The sequence below is a fragment of the Enterobacter sp. MG-EB028 genome, assembly GCF_056673305.1.
On record NZ_CP195079.1, the window covers coordinates 2,402,564 to 2,419,328 of the forward strand.

Annotated in this window: 18 protein-coding genes; 12 read left to right on the forward strand and 6 right to left on the reverse strand. The window is 56.7% G+C overall.

The window, feature by feature from the left end; translation table 11 throughout:
* Nucleotides 1-28 precede the first annotated feature (28 nt).
* Entirely contained in the window at nucleotides 29-1,246 is a 1,218-nt protein-coding gene (gene ydeE, locus ACR42C_RS11405) for an efflux MFS transporter YdeE (protein ID WP_479985153.1), read from the reverse strand.
* 193 nt (nucleotides 1,247-1,439) lie between these two features.
* On the opposite strand from ydeE, the gene eamA reads away from it, so the two are divergent.
* The gene (gene eamA, locus ACR42C_RS11410) at nucleotides 1,440-2,345 is read left to right on the forward strand and encodes an O-acetylserine/cysteine exporter (protein ID WP_479985154.1); all 906 of its coding nucleotides are present in this window, start codon (nucleotides 1,440-1,442) and stop codon (nucleotides 2,343-2,345) included.
* Nucleotides 2,346-2,376: 31 nt separating this feature from the next.
* On the opposite strand, the gene marB is transcribed toward eamA, so the two are convergent.
* From marB to marR, 3 genes are read right to left on the reverse strand one after another with little or no spacing between them, the layout of a single operon-like run.
* Nucleotides 2,377-2,595: a multiple antibiotic resistance protein MarB gene (marB, locus tag ACR42C_RS11415; RefSeq protein WP_116339935.1), complete on the reverse strand. Its 219-nt coding sequence runs from the start codon at nucleotides 2,593-2,595 to the stop codon at nucleotides 2,377-2,379.
* Between the two features lie 33 nt (nucleotides 2,596-2,628).
* Nucleotides 2,629-3,009 (reverse strand): MDR efflux pump AcrAB transcriptional activator MarA, encoded by a 381-nt coding sequence (gene marA, locus ACR42C_RS11420; protein ID WP_008502237.1) that lies wholly within the window; start codon nucleotides 3,007-3,009, stop codon nucleotides 2,629-2,631.
* Nucleotides 3,010-3,029: 20 nt separating this feature from the next.
* On the reverse strand, nucleotides 3,030-3,464 hold the full coding sequence (marR, locus tag ACR42C_RS11425) for a multiple antibiotic resistance transcriptional regulator MarR (RefSeq protein WP_116339933.1): 435 nt from the start codon (nucleotides 3,462-3,464) through the stop codon (nucleotides 3,030-3,032).
* Between the two features lie 256 nt (nucleotides 3,465-3,720).
* On the opposite strand from marR, the gene ACR42C_RS11430 reads away from it, so the two are divergent.
* Nucleotides 3,721-4,386 (forward strand): MarC family NAAT transporter, encoded by a 666-nt coding sequence (locus tag ACR42C_RS11430; RefSeq protein ID WP_479985155.1) that lies wholly within the window; start codon nucleotides 3,721-3,723, stop codon nucleotides 4,384-4,386.
* A 46-nt stretch (nucleotides 4,387-4,432) separates the two neighbouring features.
* On the opposite strand, the gene ACR42C_RS11435 is transcribed toward ACR42C_RS11430, so the two are convergent.
* A complete protein-coding gene (locus ACR42C_RS11435) occupies nucleotides 4,433-5,629 on the reverse strand; it encodes a sugar transporter (protein ID WP_479985156.1) in 1,197 nt (398 codons plus the stop codon).
* Nucleotides 5,630-5,805: 176 nt separating this feature from the next.
* Between ACR42C_RS11435 and ACR42C_RS11440 the strand changes: the two genes are divergently transcribed.
* From ACR42C_RS11440 to ACR42C_RS11450, 3 genes are all read left to right on the forward strand, one after another.
* Nucleotides 5,806-6,594 carry a PhzF family phenazine biosynthesis protein gene (locus ACR42C_RS11440; RefSeq protein WP_192982351.1) on the forward strand — a complete coding sequence of 263 codons (789 nt, stop codon included), beginning with the start codon at nucleotides 5,806-5,808 and terminating at the stop codon, nucleotides 6,592-6,594.
* A gap of 26 nt (nucleotides 6,595-6,620) precedes the next feature.
* Nucleotides 6,621-7,415, forward strand: a complete 795-nt coding sequence (locus tag ACR42C_RS11445; protein ID WP_479985157.1) for a PhzF family phenazine biosynthesis protein — start codon at nucleotides 6,621-6,623, stop codon at nucleotides 7,413-7,415.
* 81 nt (nucleotides 7,416-7,496) lie between these two features.
* On the forward strand, nucleotides 7,497-7,979 hold the full coding sequence (locus ACR42C_RS11450) for a GNAT family N-acetyltransferase (RefSeq protein ID WP_163329372.1): 483 nt from the start codon (nucleotides 7,497-7,499) through the stop codon (nucleotides 7,977-7,979).
* Here ACR42C_RS11450 and ptrR read toward each other — a convergent pair.
* On the reverse strand, nucleotides 7,933-8,811 hold the full coding sequence (gene ptrR, locus ACR42C_RS11455; RefSeq protein ID WP_116339922.1) for a putrescine utilization regulator PtrR: 879 nt from the start codon (nucleotides 8,809-8,811) through the stop codon (nucleotides 7,933-7,935). The two genes, ACR42C_RS11450 and ptrR, sit on opposite strands and share 47 nt — an antisense overlap.
* A gap of 98 nt (nucleotides 8,812-8,909) precedes the next feature.
* Between ptrR and sad the strand changes: the two genes are divergently transcribed.
* The 7 genes from sad (at nucleotide 8,910) to ACR42C_RS11490 (ending at nucleotide 16,694) form a co-directional block, all read left to right on the forward strand.
* The gene (gene sad / locus ACR42C_RS11460; RefSeq protein ID WP_479985158.1) at nucleotides 8,910-10,298 is read left to right on the forward strand and encodes a succinate-semialdehyde dehydrogenase; all 1,389 of its coding nucleotides are present in this window, start codon (nucleotides 8,910-8,912) and stop codon (nucleotides 10,296-10,298) included.
* A gap of 129 nt (nucleotides 10,299-10,427) precedes the next feature.
* Nucleotides 10,428-12,017: a methyl-accepting chemotaxis protein gene (locus tag ACR42C_RS11465; RefSeq protein ID WP_479985159.1), complete on the forward strand. Its 1,590-nt coding sequence runs from the start codon at nucleotides 10,428-10,430 to the stop codon at nucleotides 12,015-12,017.
* 88 nt (nucleotides 12,018-12,105) lie between these two features.
* Entirely contained in the window at nucleotides 12,106-13,008 is a 903-nt protein-coding gene (gene glsB / locus ACR42C_RS11470; protein ID WP_479985193.1) for a glutaminase B, read from the forward strand.
* Nucleotides 13,008-13,370: a DUF4186 domain-containing protein gene (locus ACR42C_RS11475; protein WP_320719546.1), complete on the forward strand. Its 363-nt coding sequence runs from the start codon at nucleotides 13,008-13,010 to the stop codon at nucleotides 13,368-13,370. Before glsB ends, ACR42C_RS11475 begins: the two co-directional genes overlap by 1 nt.
* A gap of 180 nt (nucleotides 13,371-13,550) precedes the next feature.
* Nucleotides 13,551-14,516 (forward strand): sensor domain-containing diguanylate cyclase, encoded by a 966-nt coding sequence (locus ACR42C_RS11480; RefSeq protein WP_320719545.1) that lies wholly within the window; start codon nucleotides 13,551-13,553, stop codon nucleotides 14,514-14,516.
* An 83-nt stretch (nucleotides 14,517-14,599) separates the two neighbouring features.
* The gene (locus ACR42C_RS11485) at nucleotides 14,600-15,127 is read left to right on the forward strand and encodes a GNAT family N-acetyltransferase (RefSeq protein WP_479985160.1); all 528 of its coding nucleotides are present in this window, start codon (nucleotides 14,600-14,602) and stop codon (nucleotides 15,125-15,127) included.
* Between the two features lie 115 nt (nucleotides 15,128-15,242).
* Complete coding sequence (locus ACR42C_RS11490; protein ID WP_479985161.1) at nucleotides 15,243-16,694, forward strand: tagaturonate reductase; 1,452 nt, start codon at nucleotides 15,243-15,245, stop codon at nucleotides 16,692-16,694.
* The last annotated feature ends 71 nt before the right edge of the window (nucleotides 16,695-16,765 follow it).

The window sequence follows — 16,765 nt, forward strand, 5'->3', positions numbered from 1 at the left end:
TGGTGGCTTCGCCATACCCGGCACACGATTAGGGTTTTGTAGGTCGGGTAAGCGCAGCGCCACCCGACACGCTATCTTCACTTTTCACGCTCATCCCGCGCAAAATCATCAGCCACGCCACAATAATCGCGGCCATCATAATCACAAACAGCGACCAGTGCGGCAGGTTGGTCAGGATAATACCGGTGAGCATCGGGTTTGCCGCCGCGCCGAGCCAGCCCAGCGCCTGGGCTGAAAAATAGCTCGCCTTCATCCCCGGCGGGGCAATGTTGTCGATCAGCATGTATTCACCCGGTGCGTAGATAATCTCACCCAGCGTAAAGACGGCGGCGGCGATGCCCCAGTAAATCAGGTTCTCCCCGGAGAGCATAAAGCCCCCCAGCCCCAGGATAAAAAACAGCGTTGCGGCAGTCATTAAAGGCCGAATATTGCTGGCGGAGATCTTGCGCCCCAGCGCATACTGCAGCGTCACCACCACGGCGGCGTTAACGGGCAGCACCACGGCGACCACCTTCTGGGCAAAATCGCTGTCGGCATTGGCGGCCAGAACATACTGCGAAATGCAGCTGGCGAACGATCCGCCCACGTAAGACGCGAGCAGGCCGGAGAGGGTGAACCAGAACAGGGCGCGGTCTTTCAGCAGCACCGACGGCTGCCAGGGCATCTTCTCCTCGGCGGTATCCAGCGCGACGCTTTTCTGCACGAAGAAATGAATAAACCCGAGCGGCAGCGCGGCGCAGAAGGCAGCCAGCCAGAACGGCAGCTGCAGGCTGTACATCACCAGCAGGGTGCCAATGGGCGGCCCGATCGTCCAGCCAATGTTCAGGAAGCTGTAGTTCAGCGAGAAGACTCGCGCTTTCTGGCTTGCGGTGAGCACGTCGGAGAACCAGGCTTTCAGCACCGTCGAAAAGACAGAATAGGCGCAGTTGATCAGGGAAAAGAACAGCACCACCAGCGTGACGTTATCCACCAGCGGGATCGCGACAAAACCGGCGATAAAGGCAACGATCGCGATCAGCATGTAGCGCTTTTTATCAAACTTATCGGCCAGAATGCCAAATCCCAGGCTGAACACTACGCCGACGGTGAGCGCAATCGTCAGGGCATAACCAATATTCTCGACGCTCATATGAAACACGCGCGTGAGATAAATGGTCATGAACGGCAGCGTTGCCCCCCGACCGATGGTTAGTAACAATGACGATGCCAGCAGCGCTGCGGTTGAGCGCCTGAGAGATGGTTTCATATTCCTGCCCGACAATTGCTTATGCTTTTTATGTTGTGTCCTAAAAGGAGTATCACGACATAAGGGGCTTGTATAGCACCCGATTTATCCCTAAGTGCTTCAGCTCCCTGCCAGAAATAATGATCTTCTCGCGACACACTTTTTTCTGTTACCTTGAAGTGTTAACAAATTATTAATAATTCAGGGGCAGGGTATGACGCGTAAAGACGGGCTGCTGGCGTTGCTGGTGGTCGTGGTATGGGGGCTCAATTTTGTGGTCATCAAGCTGGGATTGCACAATATGCCCCCGCTGATGCTGGCCGGTTTGCGTTTTATGCTGGTGGCGTTCCCGGCGCTCTTTTTCGTCGCCCGTCCAAAGATTCCGTTAAAACTGCTTTTGGGCTATGGCCTGACCATCAGCTTTGGCCAGTTCGCGTTTCTCTTCTGCGCCATTAAGTTCGGGATGCCGGCCGGTCTTGCCTCGCTGGTGTTACAGGCGCAGGCGTTCTTTACCATTATTCTCGGCGCCTTCGTGTTTGGCGAACGTTTACAGGGCAAACAGCTGGCGGGGATCGCGCTCGCGGTGTTTGGCGTGCTGGTGCTGATTGAAGCCAGCCTGAACGGTCAGGACGTGGCGCTGCTCGGGTTTATGCTCACGCTGGCGGCGGGGCTGAGCTGGGCCTGCGGCAATATCTTCAACAAGCTGATTATGCAGCATGAAGCGCGCCCACAGGTGATGTCCCTGGTGGTCTGGAGCGCGTTGATCCCGATAATCCCGTTTCTGGCGGCGTCGTTTATTCTGGATGGCCCGGAGGTGATGCTGAACAGCCTGGTCTACATCGATCTGACCACGATCCTTTCTCTTATCTATCTGGCGTTTGTCGCCACCATCGTGGGCTACGGGATCTGGGGCTCGCTGCTGGGGCGCTATGAGACCTGGCGCGTCGCGCCGCTGTCTTTGCTGGTTCCGGTGGTGGGGCTTGCCAGTGCGGCGATACTGCTGGATGAAACGTTAAGCGCGCTGCAGCTGCTCGGTGCCGTGCTGATCATGGCCGGTCTGTACATCAACGTGTTTGGTCTCCGTGTACGTCGGGCGGCGCGGGTGAGTGGAAAGGCATAAAAAAGCCCCGCGTATGCGGGGCAAAAACGAATCAGAGGCCGTGCCGATTATAATAAGGCACGCCTAATTCGTCGGATTTGTCGCTACCAGCACCCATATGGTTGAAATCAAAAGGTGACTGGTCATGTGCTGACGGCAAAATCATCGTGTCACGATTATTTTGCTGCGTTGCACCTGGGGTTTGCTCCGCGAAGGTCTGGCTGGAAAACAGCACCAGCAAGGCGAGGGCGGCGGAGGCGGTAACGTTCATTTTTTCCTCGGTTACGTCTGTTACAGGCGATGTTTAACTACAGTGTTTTAACGGATACAGATAACGGGATTCACCCGGTACGCTGGTGATTCGGTACTTATGAGGCGGCACGTCAAAGTAGTTCTTGAACGTACGCGTCAGGGTTTGCTGTGATTCAAATCCGTAACGCTCCGCCAGATAAAGGATCGGCTCATTGCTTTCTTTCAGTTTCTGGGCAATTTCCGTCAGTTTGCGGCTGCGAATATATTGACCTAATGAATGACCGGTCTCTTTTTTGAACATCCGTTGCAGGTGCCATTTGGAGTAACCTGAACGCTCAGACACTTTTTCAAGGGAGAGCGGCGATTCCAGGTTATCTTCGATCCAGTCCAAAATGCTATGAATAGTGATAGCGTCAGTATTGCGTCTGGACATCGTCATACCTCTTTTTCTGTTTACGGCAGTATTTTCTTCAGCAAAAGCTCAAGGGTTGCCACTTCATCTGCCGTTAAGTTTTTTGTTAGTTCCTGATGCAGTGTTTGTCCTACTAATTGATGACATTGCTCGCACATAGCCGCGCCATCGCTGGTGAGCCTGACCAGTACGCCGCGTTTGTCATTTGGGTTAGGGCTTCGTTCTACCCATCCTTTGCAGACGAGACGATCGAGCATGCGCGTTAACGCACCCAGATCGACAGAGAGCACCTTTTTCAGCTCAACCGGCGTGATACACCCTTCGCAGCGAATGGAGCACAGCACTTTGAACTGTGTTGCGGTGATATCCAGCGGTGACAGATAGTCATTGAGCAGGCGATCTTTTTTCTGGTTAACCATATGAATAAGACGACCCAGTGGAACAACGTCGTTGAAGATATCACTGGTGTTTTTCACAATGGTTGCCCTGGCAAGTAGTTTAGTCACGGCAGATATTATTGCTCAGGCAAGTATAAGTCAACTGAATGAATCGGCCGATGCCACGAATTGCTAAAACGTTTCATGAACTTTATTTGAAAGCTTGTAAATCATATAGATAACTGCTGGTTATCATTACCTTAAGAAAATAATCGTTACGTTGCGCTGATGGCTGAGCGTCACACTTTCACCCTATAATTGCGATGTTAAATGTGGATAAGGACAACGACGCACTATGTTGGATTTGATTAAAGCAATTGGGCTTGGGCTGGTGGTACTGCTGCCGTTGGCTAACCCGTTAACGACGGTGGCGCTTTTCCTCGGGCTGGCAGGGAATATGAACAGCGCCGAGCGCAATCATCAGTCGATGATGGCTGCCGTGTATGTCTTTGCCATCATGATGGTGGCCTATTACGCCGGGCAGCTGGTGATGAATACCTTCGGGATTTCCATCCCTGGCTTGCGTATCGCCGGGGGGCTGATCGTGGCCTTTATCGGCTTCCGCATGCTGTTCCCGGCGCAAAAGGCGCACGAGTCGCCCGAGGCGGCCAGTAAATCCGAAGAGCTGGAAACCGAACCGAGTGCCAATATCGCCTTTGTACCGATTGCCATGCCGAGCACGGCGGGGCCGGGTACTATCGCGATGATCATCAGCTCCGCGTCGACGGTGCGCGACAGCGCAACCTTCCCGGACTGGGTGCTGACGGTTGCGCCGCCGCTGATTTTTGCGATTATCGGGCTTATCGTCTGGGCGTCGCTGTGCAGCTCTGGCGCCATTATGCGCTGGGTAGGCAAGGGCGGGATTGAAGCCATTTCGCGGCTGATGGGCTTCTTGCTGGTTTGTATGGGCGTGCAGTTTATTATTAACGGCGTGCTGGAGATTATTAAGACCTACCATTGAGTTTATTGCCGGGTAAGGCGAAATCGCCACCCGGCATAAACAAACCTCACCCGTGCTGCCCCTGTTCCTCCAGCGCCACCGGCCACTTGCGGAAGATGAGTACCGACCAGATCAGCGCCACCAGGGCCGGAATGGCTCCCAGATAGCCAATCGCCGACATCGACACGTGCAGGCTAATCTGATTTCCCGCCAGCGCCCCCGCGCCAATCCCCAGATTGAATATCCCCGAGAACAGCGACATCGCCACGTCCGTGGCATCCGGTGCCAGGGCCAGGACTTTCACCTGCATGCCGAGACCAATAATCATAATCGCTACGCCCCAGAAAAGGCTCAGGATCGCCAGATGGCTTTCGCTGCCTGACGCAGGCAGCAGCAGCACCAGGCACGCCAGCAGCAGGCCGATGGCGCTGCTCACAAGCAGGGAGGCATGCTGGTTACCCAGTTTGCCAAACAGCACGCTGCCAATAATGCCCGCGCCGCCGAGGATGAGCAGTAAGAGGGTGGCAAAGTTAGCGCTAAAGCCCGCGACCATCTGCACAAACGGCTCAATGTAGCTGTACGCCGTGTAATGCGCGGTGACCACGATAACGGTGAGCAGATAGATACTCAGCAGCGCCGGGCGACGCATCAACAGCGGCAGGCTTTTCAGCGAGCCGGAATGTTCGCTCGGCAGCGCGGGCAGCAGCTTAATCAGACACACCAGCGTCACCAGCGCGCCCATGCCGATGGCGAAGAAGGTGGTACGCCAGCCGAAGTATTGTCCCACGATGCGGCCAATGGGCAGCCCCAGCACCATTGCCAGCGCGGTACCGGTGGCAATCAGGCTCAAGGCCTGGGCGCGTTTACCCGCCGGCGCGAGTCGAATAGCCAGCGACGCGGTAATCGACCAGAAGACCGCGTGGGCAAAAGCGATGCCGATGCGGCTAATGACCAGCACCGTAAAATTCCACGCCATAAACGACAGGACATGGCTGGCAATGAACAAAGTAAACAGACCGATCAACAGCCTGCGCCGCTCCATCTGGCTGGTCAGCAGCATAAACGGCAGCGACATCAGCGCCACGACCCAGGCGTAGATGGTCAACATAATGCCCACCTGCGCCGTTTCCATCTGGAAGCTTTCGGCTATGTCAGACAACAGCCCAACCGGAACAAATTCTGTGGTGTTAAAAATAAACGCGGCAATGGCCAGCGTGACCACGCGTAGCCACGCAACTCTGCGGGAAACTGTGTTCGTTGTCATAGGGATGTGGAGATACGTTGCTGGAAAGAAGAGGAGACGATCTTAAAACGTTGAACGGCGAAAACTCAACCATTATGTGACGCAGGTCTCAATATTTACTTTATGAAAGCGGTAGCCGGAGGCACTGTTTTCATTGAATATAAAAGTACAACACAACAAAAACAGGCGGTAAGACAATGCAGGAGATTGATTTTTATCTGGTAGATGCGTTCAGCAAAAGCGCTTTTGGCGGCAACCCGGCGGCGGTTTGCCCGCTGAAAGCGTGGTTACCCGATGAGACGCTACTGAAAATGGCGCAGCAGCATAATCAGTCGGAAACCGCATTTTTCGTCTGCACTAAAGGCGGCATTGAGCTACGCTGGTTTACCACGCTCGCCGAAGTCAATCTTTGCGGTCATGCTACCCTTGCCGCCGCGTACGTTCTGTTTAATGAACTGGATTATCCCGACTCACGGATCCATTTTGACACTGCGTCCGGTCGCCTGACGGTCAGCCGGGAGGGAGAGTGGATGACGCTAGACTTCCCGGCGTGTCCGACCAGTGAAGAGACGCCGCCGCCGGAGATGCTTGCGGCGCTAGGTATCCGCGATTACGTTGAAGCCCGTAAGGGCCGCGCCTGGGTGATTGTGCTGGAAAACCGCCAGCAGGTTGAAGCGCTTGAGCCGCGCTTTTCGGCGATGACGCCGGGCGAGCATAAGGTGAGCGTGACGGCACCGGGCGAAGGGGAGTATGACTTTGTCAGCCGCTTCTTCTCGCCGGGCGTTTCCGTTCCGGAAGATCCGGTCACTGGATCCGCGCACACGATGCTGATCCCCTACTGGAGCGAAAAGCTGGGGAAAACGGCGATGTTTGCCCGTCAGGTCTCGGCGCGCGGCGGGGATGTACGCTGCGAGCTGCGAGGGGAGCGCGTATTGATGAGCGGTCAGGCGTCGTGCTACCTGAAAGGCACTGTGTATCTGCGCTAAAACTGATAACAAGAGAGGAAGAGACAATGCGGGAAATTGATTTTTATCTGGTGGATGCCTTCAGCGACAAAACCTTTGGCGGCAACGCCGCGGCGGTATGTCCTCTGGAAGAGTGGCTGCCCGACGAGACCCTTCTCAAGATGGCGCAGCAGCATAACCAGTCTGAGACCGCCTTTTTTGTGCGAACAGACGGTGGGTTTGAACTGCGCTGGTTTACCACGCTGCATGAAATTAACCTCTGCGGCCATGCGACCCTCGCGGCATCGCACGTCATTTTTGAGTATCTGGACTACCCACATACGGAAATTCACTTTACCACGCGCTTCGTGGGCGAGCTGACGGTCAAACGCAGCGGCGACTGGCTGACGCTGAACTTCCCCGCGTGGTCGACGGAAGCCGTCGATAACCCGCCGCCGGCGCTGTTTAGCGCGCTGGGCATCCCGGTGGCGAAAGAGGTGCGCGTCGGGCGAGATTATATGGTGGTGCTGGAGAGCCAGCAGCAGGTGGAGGCGTTAACGCCTGATATTGGCGCGATGGTTCCGCTGGATAAAATGGTCTGCGTGACCGCGCCTGGCGAGGGTGAATATGACTTCGTCAGCCGCTTCTTCTGCCCGGGCGAAGGGGTACCGGAAGATCCGGTTACCGGGTCCACGCACAGCATGCTGATCCCTTACTGGAGCGAAAGGCTGGGTAAGACGTCGCTCAACGCCCGCCAGGTGTCGTACCGCGGCGGGGATCTTCGCTGTGAACTGAAGGGCGACCGCGTGCTAATTGGCGGCCAGGCAACGCTGTATCTGAAAGGGCGTGTCTTTTTGCGCTAGCCGGACGGCGTATAAGTTAATACTATGATGCACCCAGGCAGGCCTGCGCTATGTTGAAATAAAAACAACAAGGAGCCTGCCATGTATTCCATTACCTCTGAATCTGCCCGCCATCCGGACATTACCAGACTGATCGCGGCGCTTGACCGCTATCAAAGCGAACTCTATCCCGCCGAAAGTAATCATCTGCTCGATCTGGCTGCGCTGCCGGAAACGTCGCTGATCCTGATGATCGTCCGCGACCAGCAGCTTCAGGCCGTCGGCTGCGGCGCCATCGTGCTCAACGGGGACGGAACGGGAGAGATGAAGCGGGTCTATATCGATCCGGCCCATCGGGGCCAGCATCTCGGTGAGACGCTGCTGGCCGCCCTGGAAGACGAGGCCCTGAGCCGTCATTGCCACACGGTGCGGCTGGAAACGGGCATTAAGCAACGCGCTGCGGTTCGTCTCTATGAACAGTGCGGATACGAATTGCGTCCGGCCTTTGCCCCCTACGTTGACGACCCGCTCAGCCTGTTTATGGAGAAGGCGCTGGTTGAAGACGTTCGTTTAGCAGCGCTATAAACGCCTCCAGCTGGCGGGTCATCGCCCCGCGACGCCACACCAGCCAGGTGGTGAGCCAGCGCCAGTTTTCCGCCAGTGGCCAGGCTTCAACCTGATGATGGCCCGGCATACTTTCCAGCATTGAGCGCGGCATCAGGGCAATGCCTGCACCCGCAATGACGCAGGCGAGCATGCCGTGGTAGGACTCCATCTCATGAATGCGGCCGGGCGTGGCTCTGTCCGCATGAAACCAGCTTTCAAGGTGTCGGCGATACGAGCAGTTCGCGCGAAAGGCATAAACGTCGCTGCCGCTCACCTGCGCGGCGCGCGTGACCTCCGCCTGCCCGGCAGGTGTGACCAGCATCATCTCTTCCCTGTAGACCGGCATCCCCTCCAGCTCCGGGTGCGACAGCGGTCCGTCGACAAAAGCGGCGCTCAGGGTTCCCTCCAGTACGCCGTCAATCATCGTCCCGGATGGCCCGGTAGAAAGGGCAAACTGGATGCGCGGGTAGCGCTGGTTAAACTGCGCCAGCGTCTCAGGGATGCGCACGGCAGCGGTGCTCTCCAGCGCGCCGAGGGCAAACAGCCCCTGCGGCTCATCGCCCGCGACGACCATGCGCGCTTCATCCACAAGCGCCAGAATCTGCCTGCTGTAGCGCAGGAAGTTATGCCCGGCGGGAGATAAGCGCAAACGCTGGTTCTCACGAATAAACAGCTCAACGCCAAGATCGGCCTCCAGCTGGCGGATGCGGGTCGTCAGGTTCGAGGGAACGCGATGCACCTTCTGTGCCGCCTGGGTGATGCTGCCCGTCTGCGCGACGGCGTTAAACATTTCAAGCTGGGTTAAATCCATAGCATTCTCGTTTCGTGAATAAGGTGGTCAGTATTATTCATTTTTAAGAAATAGCAGAGTGAGCCACACTTAATCAACCGTAATGCGTGGAGAACATCATGAAATATTCATCTGCTACACATGCCCTGTCAGTTAACCCGGCTACGGGCGAAACGCTCGCCGCCTGTCCGTGGGCGACGCAGGAAGAGGTTGAACGTGCCATCGCGCTGGCTGATGCGGGCTTTCGTCAGTGGCGGCGCGAAAGCGTTGCCCACCGGGCGCAGAAGCTGCGCGATCTCGGCGCCGCGCTGCGCGGCCGTGCGGAAGAGATGGCCCGGATGATGTCCCGCGAGATGGGAAAACCCATTCAGCAGGCGCGGGCGGAAGTGGCGAAATCAGCGGGTCTGTGCGACTGGTATGCCGATCATGGCCCGGCGATGCTGCATGCGGAACCTACGCTTGTGGAAAACCACAACGCGGTCATTGAATACCGTCCGCTGGGGCCGATTCTGGCGGTAATGCCCTGGAACTTCCCGCTCTGGCAGGTTCTGCGCGGCGCGGTGCCGATCCTGCTGGCAGGTAATAGCTATCTGCTCAAACACGCGCCGAACGTGCTCGGCTCGGCGGAACTTATCGCGCAGATTTTTGCAGATGCCGGTTTTCCTGAAGGGGTGTTCGGCTGGGTGAATGCCACCAATGACGGCGTAAGCCAGGCGATTAACGATCGCCGCATTGCGGCGGTGACCGTAACCGGCAGCGTGCGCGCCGGGGCCGCCATTGGCGCGCAGGCGGGCGCTGCGCTGAAAAAATGCGTACTTGAGCTGGGTGGCTCCGACCCGTTCATCGTACTCAACGATGCCGATCTGGACCTTGCCGTGAAGGCGGCGGTAGCAGGGCGCTACCAGAATACCGGGCAGGTGTGTGCGGCGGCCAAACGCTTCATTGTGGAAGCGGGTATTGCGGATACCTTTACCCGACGCTTCGTTGACGCCGTCGCCGCGTTAAAGATGGGCGCGCCGGAAGAAGAAGAGAACTACCTTGGCCCGATGGCGCGCTATGACCTGCGCGATGAACTGCATCAGCAGGTGCAGGCGAGCCTGGCAGAAGGGGCAACGCTGCTGCTGGGCGGAGAGAAAATCAGCAGCGACGGGAATTATTACGCGCCTACCGTGCTGGCGAACGTCACTCCGTCGATGACAGCCTTCCGCCAGGAGCTGTTTGGTCCGGTTGCGGCCATTACGGTCGCGAAAGATGCGGATCACGCCCTCACGCTTGCCAACGACAGCGACTTCGGTTTGTCTGCGACGGTCTTTACCGCTGACGCAGCGCTTGCGGATAAATTCTCTCGCGAGCTGGAGTGCGGCGGGGTGTTTATCAACGGTTACAGCGCCAGCGACGCGCGCGTGGCCTTTGGTGGCGTGAAGAAGAGCGGTTTTGGCCGCGAGCTTTCTCATTTCGGGCTGCATGAATTCTGTAATGTGCAGACGGTGTGGAAGAACAGAGTGTAATTTATCGCCCGGCGGCGCCGCGCTTGCACCTCAGGCAAGACGGCGTCGCCTGTCATTTTTCTGAAATGGTTCTGTCATTTTCGTTTCGTAGACTCGCACGCGTCTAACGTCTTGTTACTGAAGAAAATTATGAACCTAACGCAAATTTTTCGTCGTATTGCGCAGCGTATTATCCCTCGCCAGTTTGGCCTGCTGACGGGTATCTTCTGCATCATTGGCCTTTTCTCCGCGCTGCAGCTCTCCTCATCCTTTCTGCTTAACGCCTCCCTGAAGGAAGCTCAGCGCAACGAACAGCAAAATCTGCTGGCGTACCAGCAGCAGAACAAACTGGATCTGGCGCGCGTCTCACTGCTGGCGGCGAGCGATCTGCTCAACCGCTCCGGCGTCTGGTTTATGCAGGATAAAGAGACAGGCTCGGAAGGAAGCTGGCACAGCCTGATGGACGACGCACAAAAGTCGCTGGCGGTTTCTCAGCAGGCATGGAAGGCCTGGCTGGCGCTCAGCCCGCAAAAAGATGAGGCGCTGATTAACAGCTACCAGCTTTTCTACGATGCCATTAAAGAGCAATCGGAAGCGCTTGTCAGAACCAACTCCATTGATGCCTTTTTTGCCGTGCCGGCGCAGGCGTTTCAGACCGACTTTAACGACAACTACGCGCGCTACCAGCAGGCCAGCGAGAAGCAGGCCATGCAGGGGCGTCAGGCCCTGATGGCGCAGCTCTCCGGTCTGCAAACGCTGTTCCTGCTGGCGCCTGTTCTGCTGCTCGCCATCGCCGTAGCGGTCTGGTTCGGCATGTCCCGTTGGGTGATTACGCCGCTGCGTCGCCTGATTGCGCATATTAACCGGCTGGCGGCCGGGGATCTCTCCGGCACGCCGCCCGACGTTATGCGTTTTAACCGGGAGACCGGGCAGCTCAGCGACAGCGTTGCCACCATGCAGCGCGGCCTTCAGCAGCTGGTGACCCAGGTCAGCCACGCCACAGCCACGATGGTGGAGAACATTGGCTCCCTCGCAGAGGGAAACCAGAAGCTGTATCAGCAGTCGGCGCGTCAGGCAAAAGAGCTGGAGGAGGTGACAACGCATATCGCGGCGCTGGAAACCCACGTGGAAGGCAATACCGGCTATGCCCGGCTCGCCAGCTCGCGTGCGGATGAAGCGCGTCAGGCCGCGGTGGGCGGCGACCAGATGATGTCGACCGTGAATGCGTCCATGCAGGCGATCGTCGAGCGATCTTCAGAGATGCGCGGGATCGTGGCGATGATCGACAGCGTGGCGTTTCAGACTAACATTCTGGCGCTGAACGCCGCCATTGAGGCCGCCCATGCCGGAAACCAGGGGCGAGGGTTTGCCGTTGTCGCGCGGGAAGTCGGGCTTTTGGCCAGAAAAAGCAGCCATTCGACGCAGACCATTCAGGAGCTTATTAACCGCTCGCTGCAGGGCATTGAAGACGGTTCTCGTGCCGTTAACCTGATGGAAGAGAATCTGCAGCAGGTCACTGGGCTTGTGGGGAATTTAAGCAGTTTGCTGAATGAGATCTCAACCGCCACGCTCAGCCAGGGAGAGAGTATTCACCAGATGACCCGCCAGCTTCAGGCGCTGAATCAGGTCTCCCGCCAGACGGATTTGCTGGTTTCTGACGCCTCGGAAGCCTCAGAACGCCTGCAAAAGCAGTCCGATCTTTTATTGCAGGCCGTTTCGCGTTTTCGTCTTAGCGCCTGACGCAATACATTAGCCTCTGTTATACTCGCAGCCCGTTTTAGCCTGAGGGCAAGGAGCAATAAGAGTGGCTGCGGTCATCCATAATGAGATGCTGGACGAGATTCTGGCGCAGGTTCGTCCGTTATTGGGAAAGGGTAAGGTTGCCGACTATATACCGGCCCTTGCCTCGGTGAGCGGGAATAAGCTGGGCATCGCTATCTGTACCATAGACGGACAGCGATACCAGGCCGGCGATGCGACTGAACGTTTCTCCATTCAGTCCATTTCTAAAGTGCTGAGTCTGGTCGCGGCGATGCGCCAGTACGAGGAAGAGGAGATCTGGCAGCGCGTGGGGAAAGATCCGTCCGGCCAGCCTTTTAACTCACTGCTTCAGCTCGAAATCGAGCAGGGTAAACCGCGCAACCCCTTTATCAATGCCGGGGCGCTGGTGGTCTGCGATATGCTGCAAAGCCGCCTCAGCGCACCGCGTCAGCGAATGCTTGAGATCGTGCGTCAGCTCTCGGGCGTGGATGACATTGCCTACGATTCAGTGGTGGCGCGCTCGGAGTTTGAACACTCCGCCCGCAACGCGGCTATTGCCTGGCTGATGAAATCCTTCGGCAATTTCCACAACGATGTGGCGACCGTGCTGCAAAACTACTTCCATTACTGCGCCCTGAAGATGAGCTGCGTTGAGCTGGCCCAGACGTTTCTGTTCCTTGCGTACCAGGGACACGCGCCGCATCTCGATCAGGAGGTGGTTTCCCCGCTTCAGGCGCGTCAGGTTAACGCCCTGATGGCAACCAGCGGCATGTATCAGAACGCCGGCGAGTTTGCCTGGCGGGTTGGCCTTCCGGCCAAATCGGGCGTTGGCGGCGGAGTGGTGGCGATTGTGCCGCATGAAATGGCGATTGCCGTCTGGAGCCCGGAACTGGACGAAACGGGAAATTCACTTGCCGGCGTGGCAGTTCTGGAGAAGCTGACTCAACGTCTTGGACGTTCCGTATACTGATGTCTGACCTGGACCCTCTCTTTTCCCGTCTGGCGCGATCGACGTTTCGCTCGCGCTTTCGACTGGGCAATAAGGAACGGCAGTACTGCTGGGACAAAGGCCCCGAAACCATTGACCAGCATGCCGCCGATTTTGTCGCTAAACGCCTTGCACCGGCGCAGCCCGCAAACGACGGTAAGCAGACGCCCATGCGCGGCCATCCGGTGTTTATCGCCCAGCATGCCACCGCGACCTGCTGTCGGGGTTGTCTGGCAAAATGGCATAGCATTCCCCAGGGCGTGCAGCTGAGCGCGCAGCAGCAGCACTATATCGTCAGCGTTATCCACCACTGGCTGGTGATACAGATGAACGCCCAAAAATGATAATTAATGCGTTCTGCTCTTAACGCCATCGGGCATTCCAGCCTCGCGCCCGGCTGGCGGACGAGCAAATCGTCATAAGGCATTGACGTAAAAATGGATAGCGGCTTAACAGGATGTCGAACACTGACAATGTCTCTGTTTAAGCTACGCTTTGAGTAACGCTTTACGTCAGGAGACATTATGAAAGCACCTGCAACACCTGAAAATGAAATGGACAGACTTAACGCGCTGCGCGAATCGGGTCTGCTTGAGATTGACAGTTCCCCGGCGTTTGACCGCTTAACGCGTCTGGCAAAGCGCTTTTTCCAGGTACCGCTGGCAATGGTCAACCTTATTGATGAGCATACGCTGATCGTTAAGTCGGCTGATGGGCAGGCACCCGGTTCCGTTCCGCGTAATATCTCATTTTGTGGTCATACCATCCTCACCGAAGCACCGCTAATTGTGGGGGATATGCTTCAGGACGATCGTTTTGCAGATAACCCGCTGGTGGCCGGCGAACCTCGCGTGCGGTTTTACGCAGGCTTTCCGCTGCGCCTGCGCAACGGCGCAAGCGTTGGCTCGCTTTGCCTGATTGATTACGCACCGCGGGAGTTCTCAGCGGCCGATCTCGCCGTGCTGGGGGATTTGGGCGCGCTTGCTGAAGACGAGTTTGCAGCAATCAGCGCGGCGACAACCGATGAATTGACCGGATTATTCAACCGACGGGGCTTTAACCAGCTCGTGCGCTTCACGCTCTCCATAGCCCGACGCCGGGCTGAGCCGTTAACGCTCGGCTGGCTGGATCTGGATCGGTTTAAGGATATTAACGATCGCTACGGGCACGAAGAGGGGGATAAGGCTTTAAAAACCATGGCGCAGTTGATGCGCGCCTCTTTCCGCGAAGCGGATCTGCTGGTTCGTTTCGGCGGCGATGAGTTTGCCGTGCTCTTTGCCGATACGGATGAGAAGGGCGCGTGGATTGCCATGCAGTATCTCGCTGAGCAGGTTGAAAACTACAATGCGCGCAAGCTACATCCGTGGTCGCTTATGTTCTCCTGGGGGCTCAGCGAATTCGATCATAACAGCAACGACCTGCAGCAGTGGCTCAAAGATGCCGATGAAAAAATGTATGCCATGAAGCAGCAGCGGCAGCGGGCCAGGTAACATAACAAAACCGTATGGCCGTTTCGTTTGCGTTAATAAAATGTTAAATGCAAAGTGAGGGTATTCAACGTAAGGACTCAACAATGAATACCCCACTGCAAATTAAAAACCTCTCCCGGGACGATATTCTCACCCATCTTGATGCGCTGTCCGAAATCCTCGAAAACTGCGTTAACGGCGGCGCATCCGTCAGCTTCATGCTGCCTTTTAGCCCGGAAAAGGCCCGTTCATTCTGGCTCGGCATAGCTGACAGCGTAGGGCGCAACGAGCGCGTTGTGCTGGCCAGTATCGATCCGCAGGAGGGCGTTATCGGCACGGTGCAATTGATTACCGACCAGCCGGAAAACCAGCCGCACCGTGCGGACGTGGCAAAGCTGCTGGTTCATGAAAAGGCGCGGCGTAAAGGAGCCGCAATGGCGCTGATGGAAGCGCTGGAGGCTGAGGCCCGGTCAAGAAACATTTCGGTTCTGGTGCTCGATACCTCCACCGGCAGCGGCGCGGAAACCTTCTACCAGCGTGCCGGCTGGCAAAAGGTCGGTGAGATCCCGTGCTACGCCCTGATGCCGGACGGCGCCATGACGGCCACGTCGGTATTCTATAAATTCCTGTAATTATTTCACAACCACGCCCGGGATTGATCGAAACAGGGTTTCTGGTCGTAAAGTTTTGATAAGTTATCGTACCAATATTATCAGGCTGTATGACTAATCATAAAAGGAACCCCTTGTGAACACGCTCAACCGTCGTGATTTTCCCGGTGCGCAGTACCCCGAACGCATCATTCAGTTTGGTGAAGGCAATTTCCTGCGTGCGTTTGTCGACTGGCAAATTGACCTCTTGAATGAACATACCGATCTCAACGCCGGTGTGGTTATCGTTCGTCCTATTCAGAGCGACTTCCCGCCTTCGCTAAGCACACAGGATGGGTTGTACACCACCATCATTCGTGGCCTGAATGAGCAGGGCGAAGAGGTGAGCGACGCTCGACTTATCCGCTCCGTTAACCGTGAAATTAGCGTCTACGACGATTACGACACATTTCTGAAGCTGGCCCACAACCCGGATATGCGCTTTGTTTTCTCGAACACCACCGAAGCTGGCATCAGCTACCACGCGGGGGATAAGTTCGATGATGCCCCTGCGGTGAGCTATCCGGCGAAGCTGACGCGGCTACTGTTTGAGCGCTTTAGCCACTTCAACGGTGCGCCTGACAAAGGCTGGATCATCATTCCGTGTGAACTGATTGACTACAACGGTGACGCATTGCGTGAACTCGTGTTGCGCTATGCGCAGGAGTGGACGCTGCCTGCCGCCTTTATCCAGTGGCTGAACGAGGCGAACAGCTTCTGCTCAACGCTGGTTGACCGCATCGTGACCGGTTATCCGCGCGACGAAGCGGCCACGCTGGAGGCTGAGTTGGGGTATCACGACGGGTTCCTGGATACGGCTGAACACTTCTATCTGTTTGTTATTCAGGGGCCTGAATCTCTTGCCCGCGAGCTGCGCCTGGATCAGTATCCGCTAAACGTGCTAATCGTGGACGACATCAAGCCCTACAAAGAGCGCAAAGTCGCCATCCTGAACGGTGCGCACACGGCGCTGGTGCCGGTGGCATTCCTGTCCGGGCTGGATACCGTGGGCGAGGCGATGAACGATGCAGCGATCTGCGCATTTGTCGAAAAAGCGATTTATCACGAGATAGTCCCGGTCCTCGATCTGCCCCGTGACGAGCTGGAATCTTTCGCCAGCGCGGTGACAGGGCGCTTCCGGAACCCCTACATCAGACACCAGCTGCTTTCCATTGCGCTCAATGGCATGACCAAGTATCGCACGCGTATTCTTCCGCAGCTGCTGGCAGGGCAGAAGGCAGTGGGAAAATTACCCGCACGTTTGACGTTTGCCCTGGCGGCACTGATCGCATTTTATCGCGCGGAGCGTAACGGGGAGAGCTACCCGGTGCAGGATGATGCGTTCTGGCTGGAACGGTATCAACAGCTATGGGCGCAGCATCGCGATAATCAAATAGCTACCCGTGAACTGGTGCACGCCGTGCTGAGCGAGGAAGCGCACTGGGAGCAGGACCTGACGAAGTTGGATGGTCTCGTCGACCAGGTAACGCTCGATCTTGATGCCATTCTGCTGAAGGGTATGCGCGCGGCGGTGAAGCCGCTTTGCTAATCACGTGACCCGGCTTCGGCCGGGTTTAAACAGGCATTACTTTAGTTACAACATACTATTTGCCATTACTT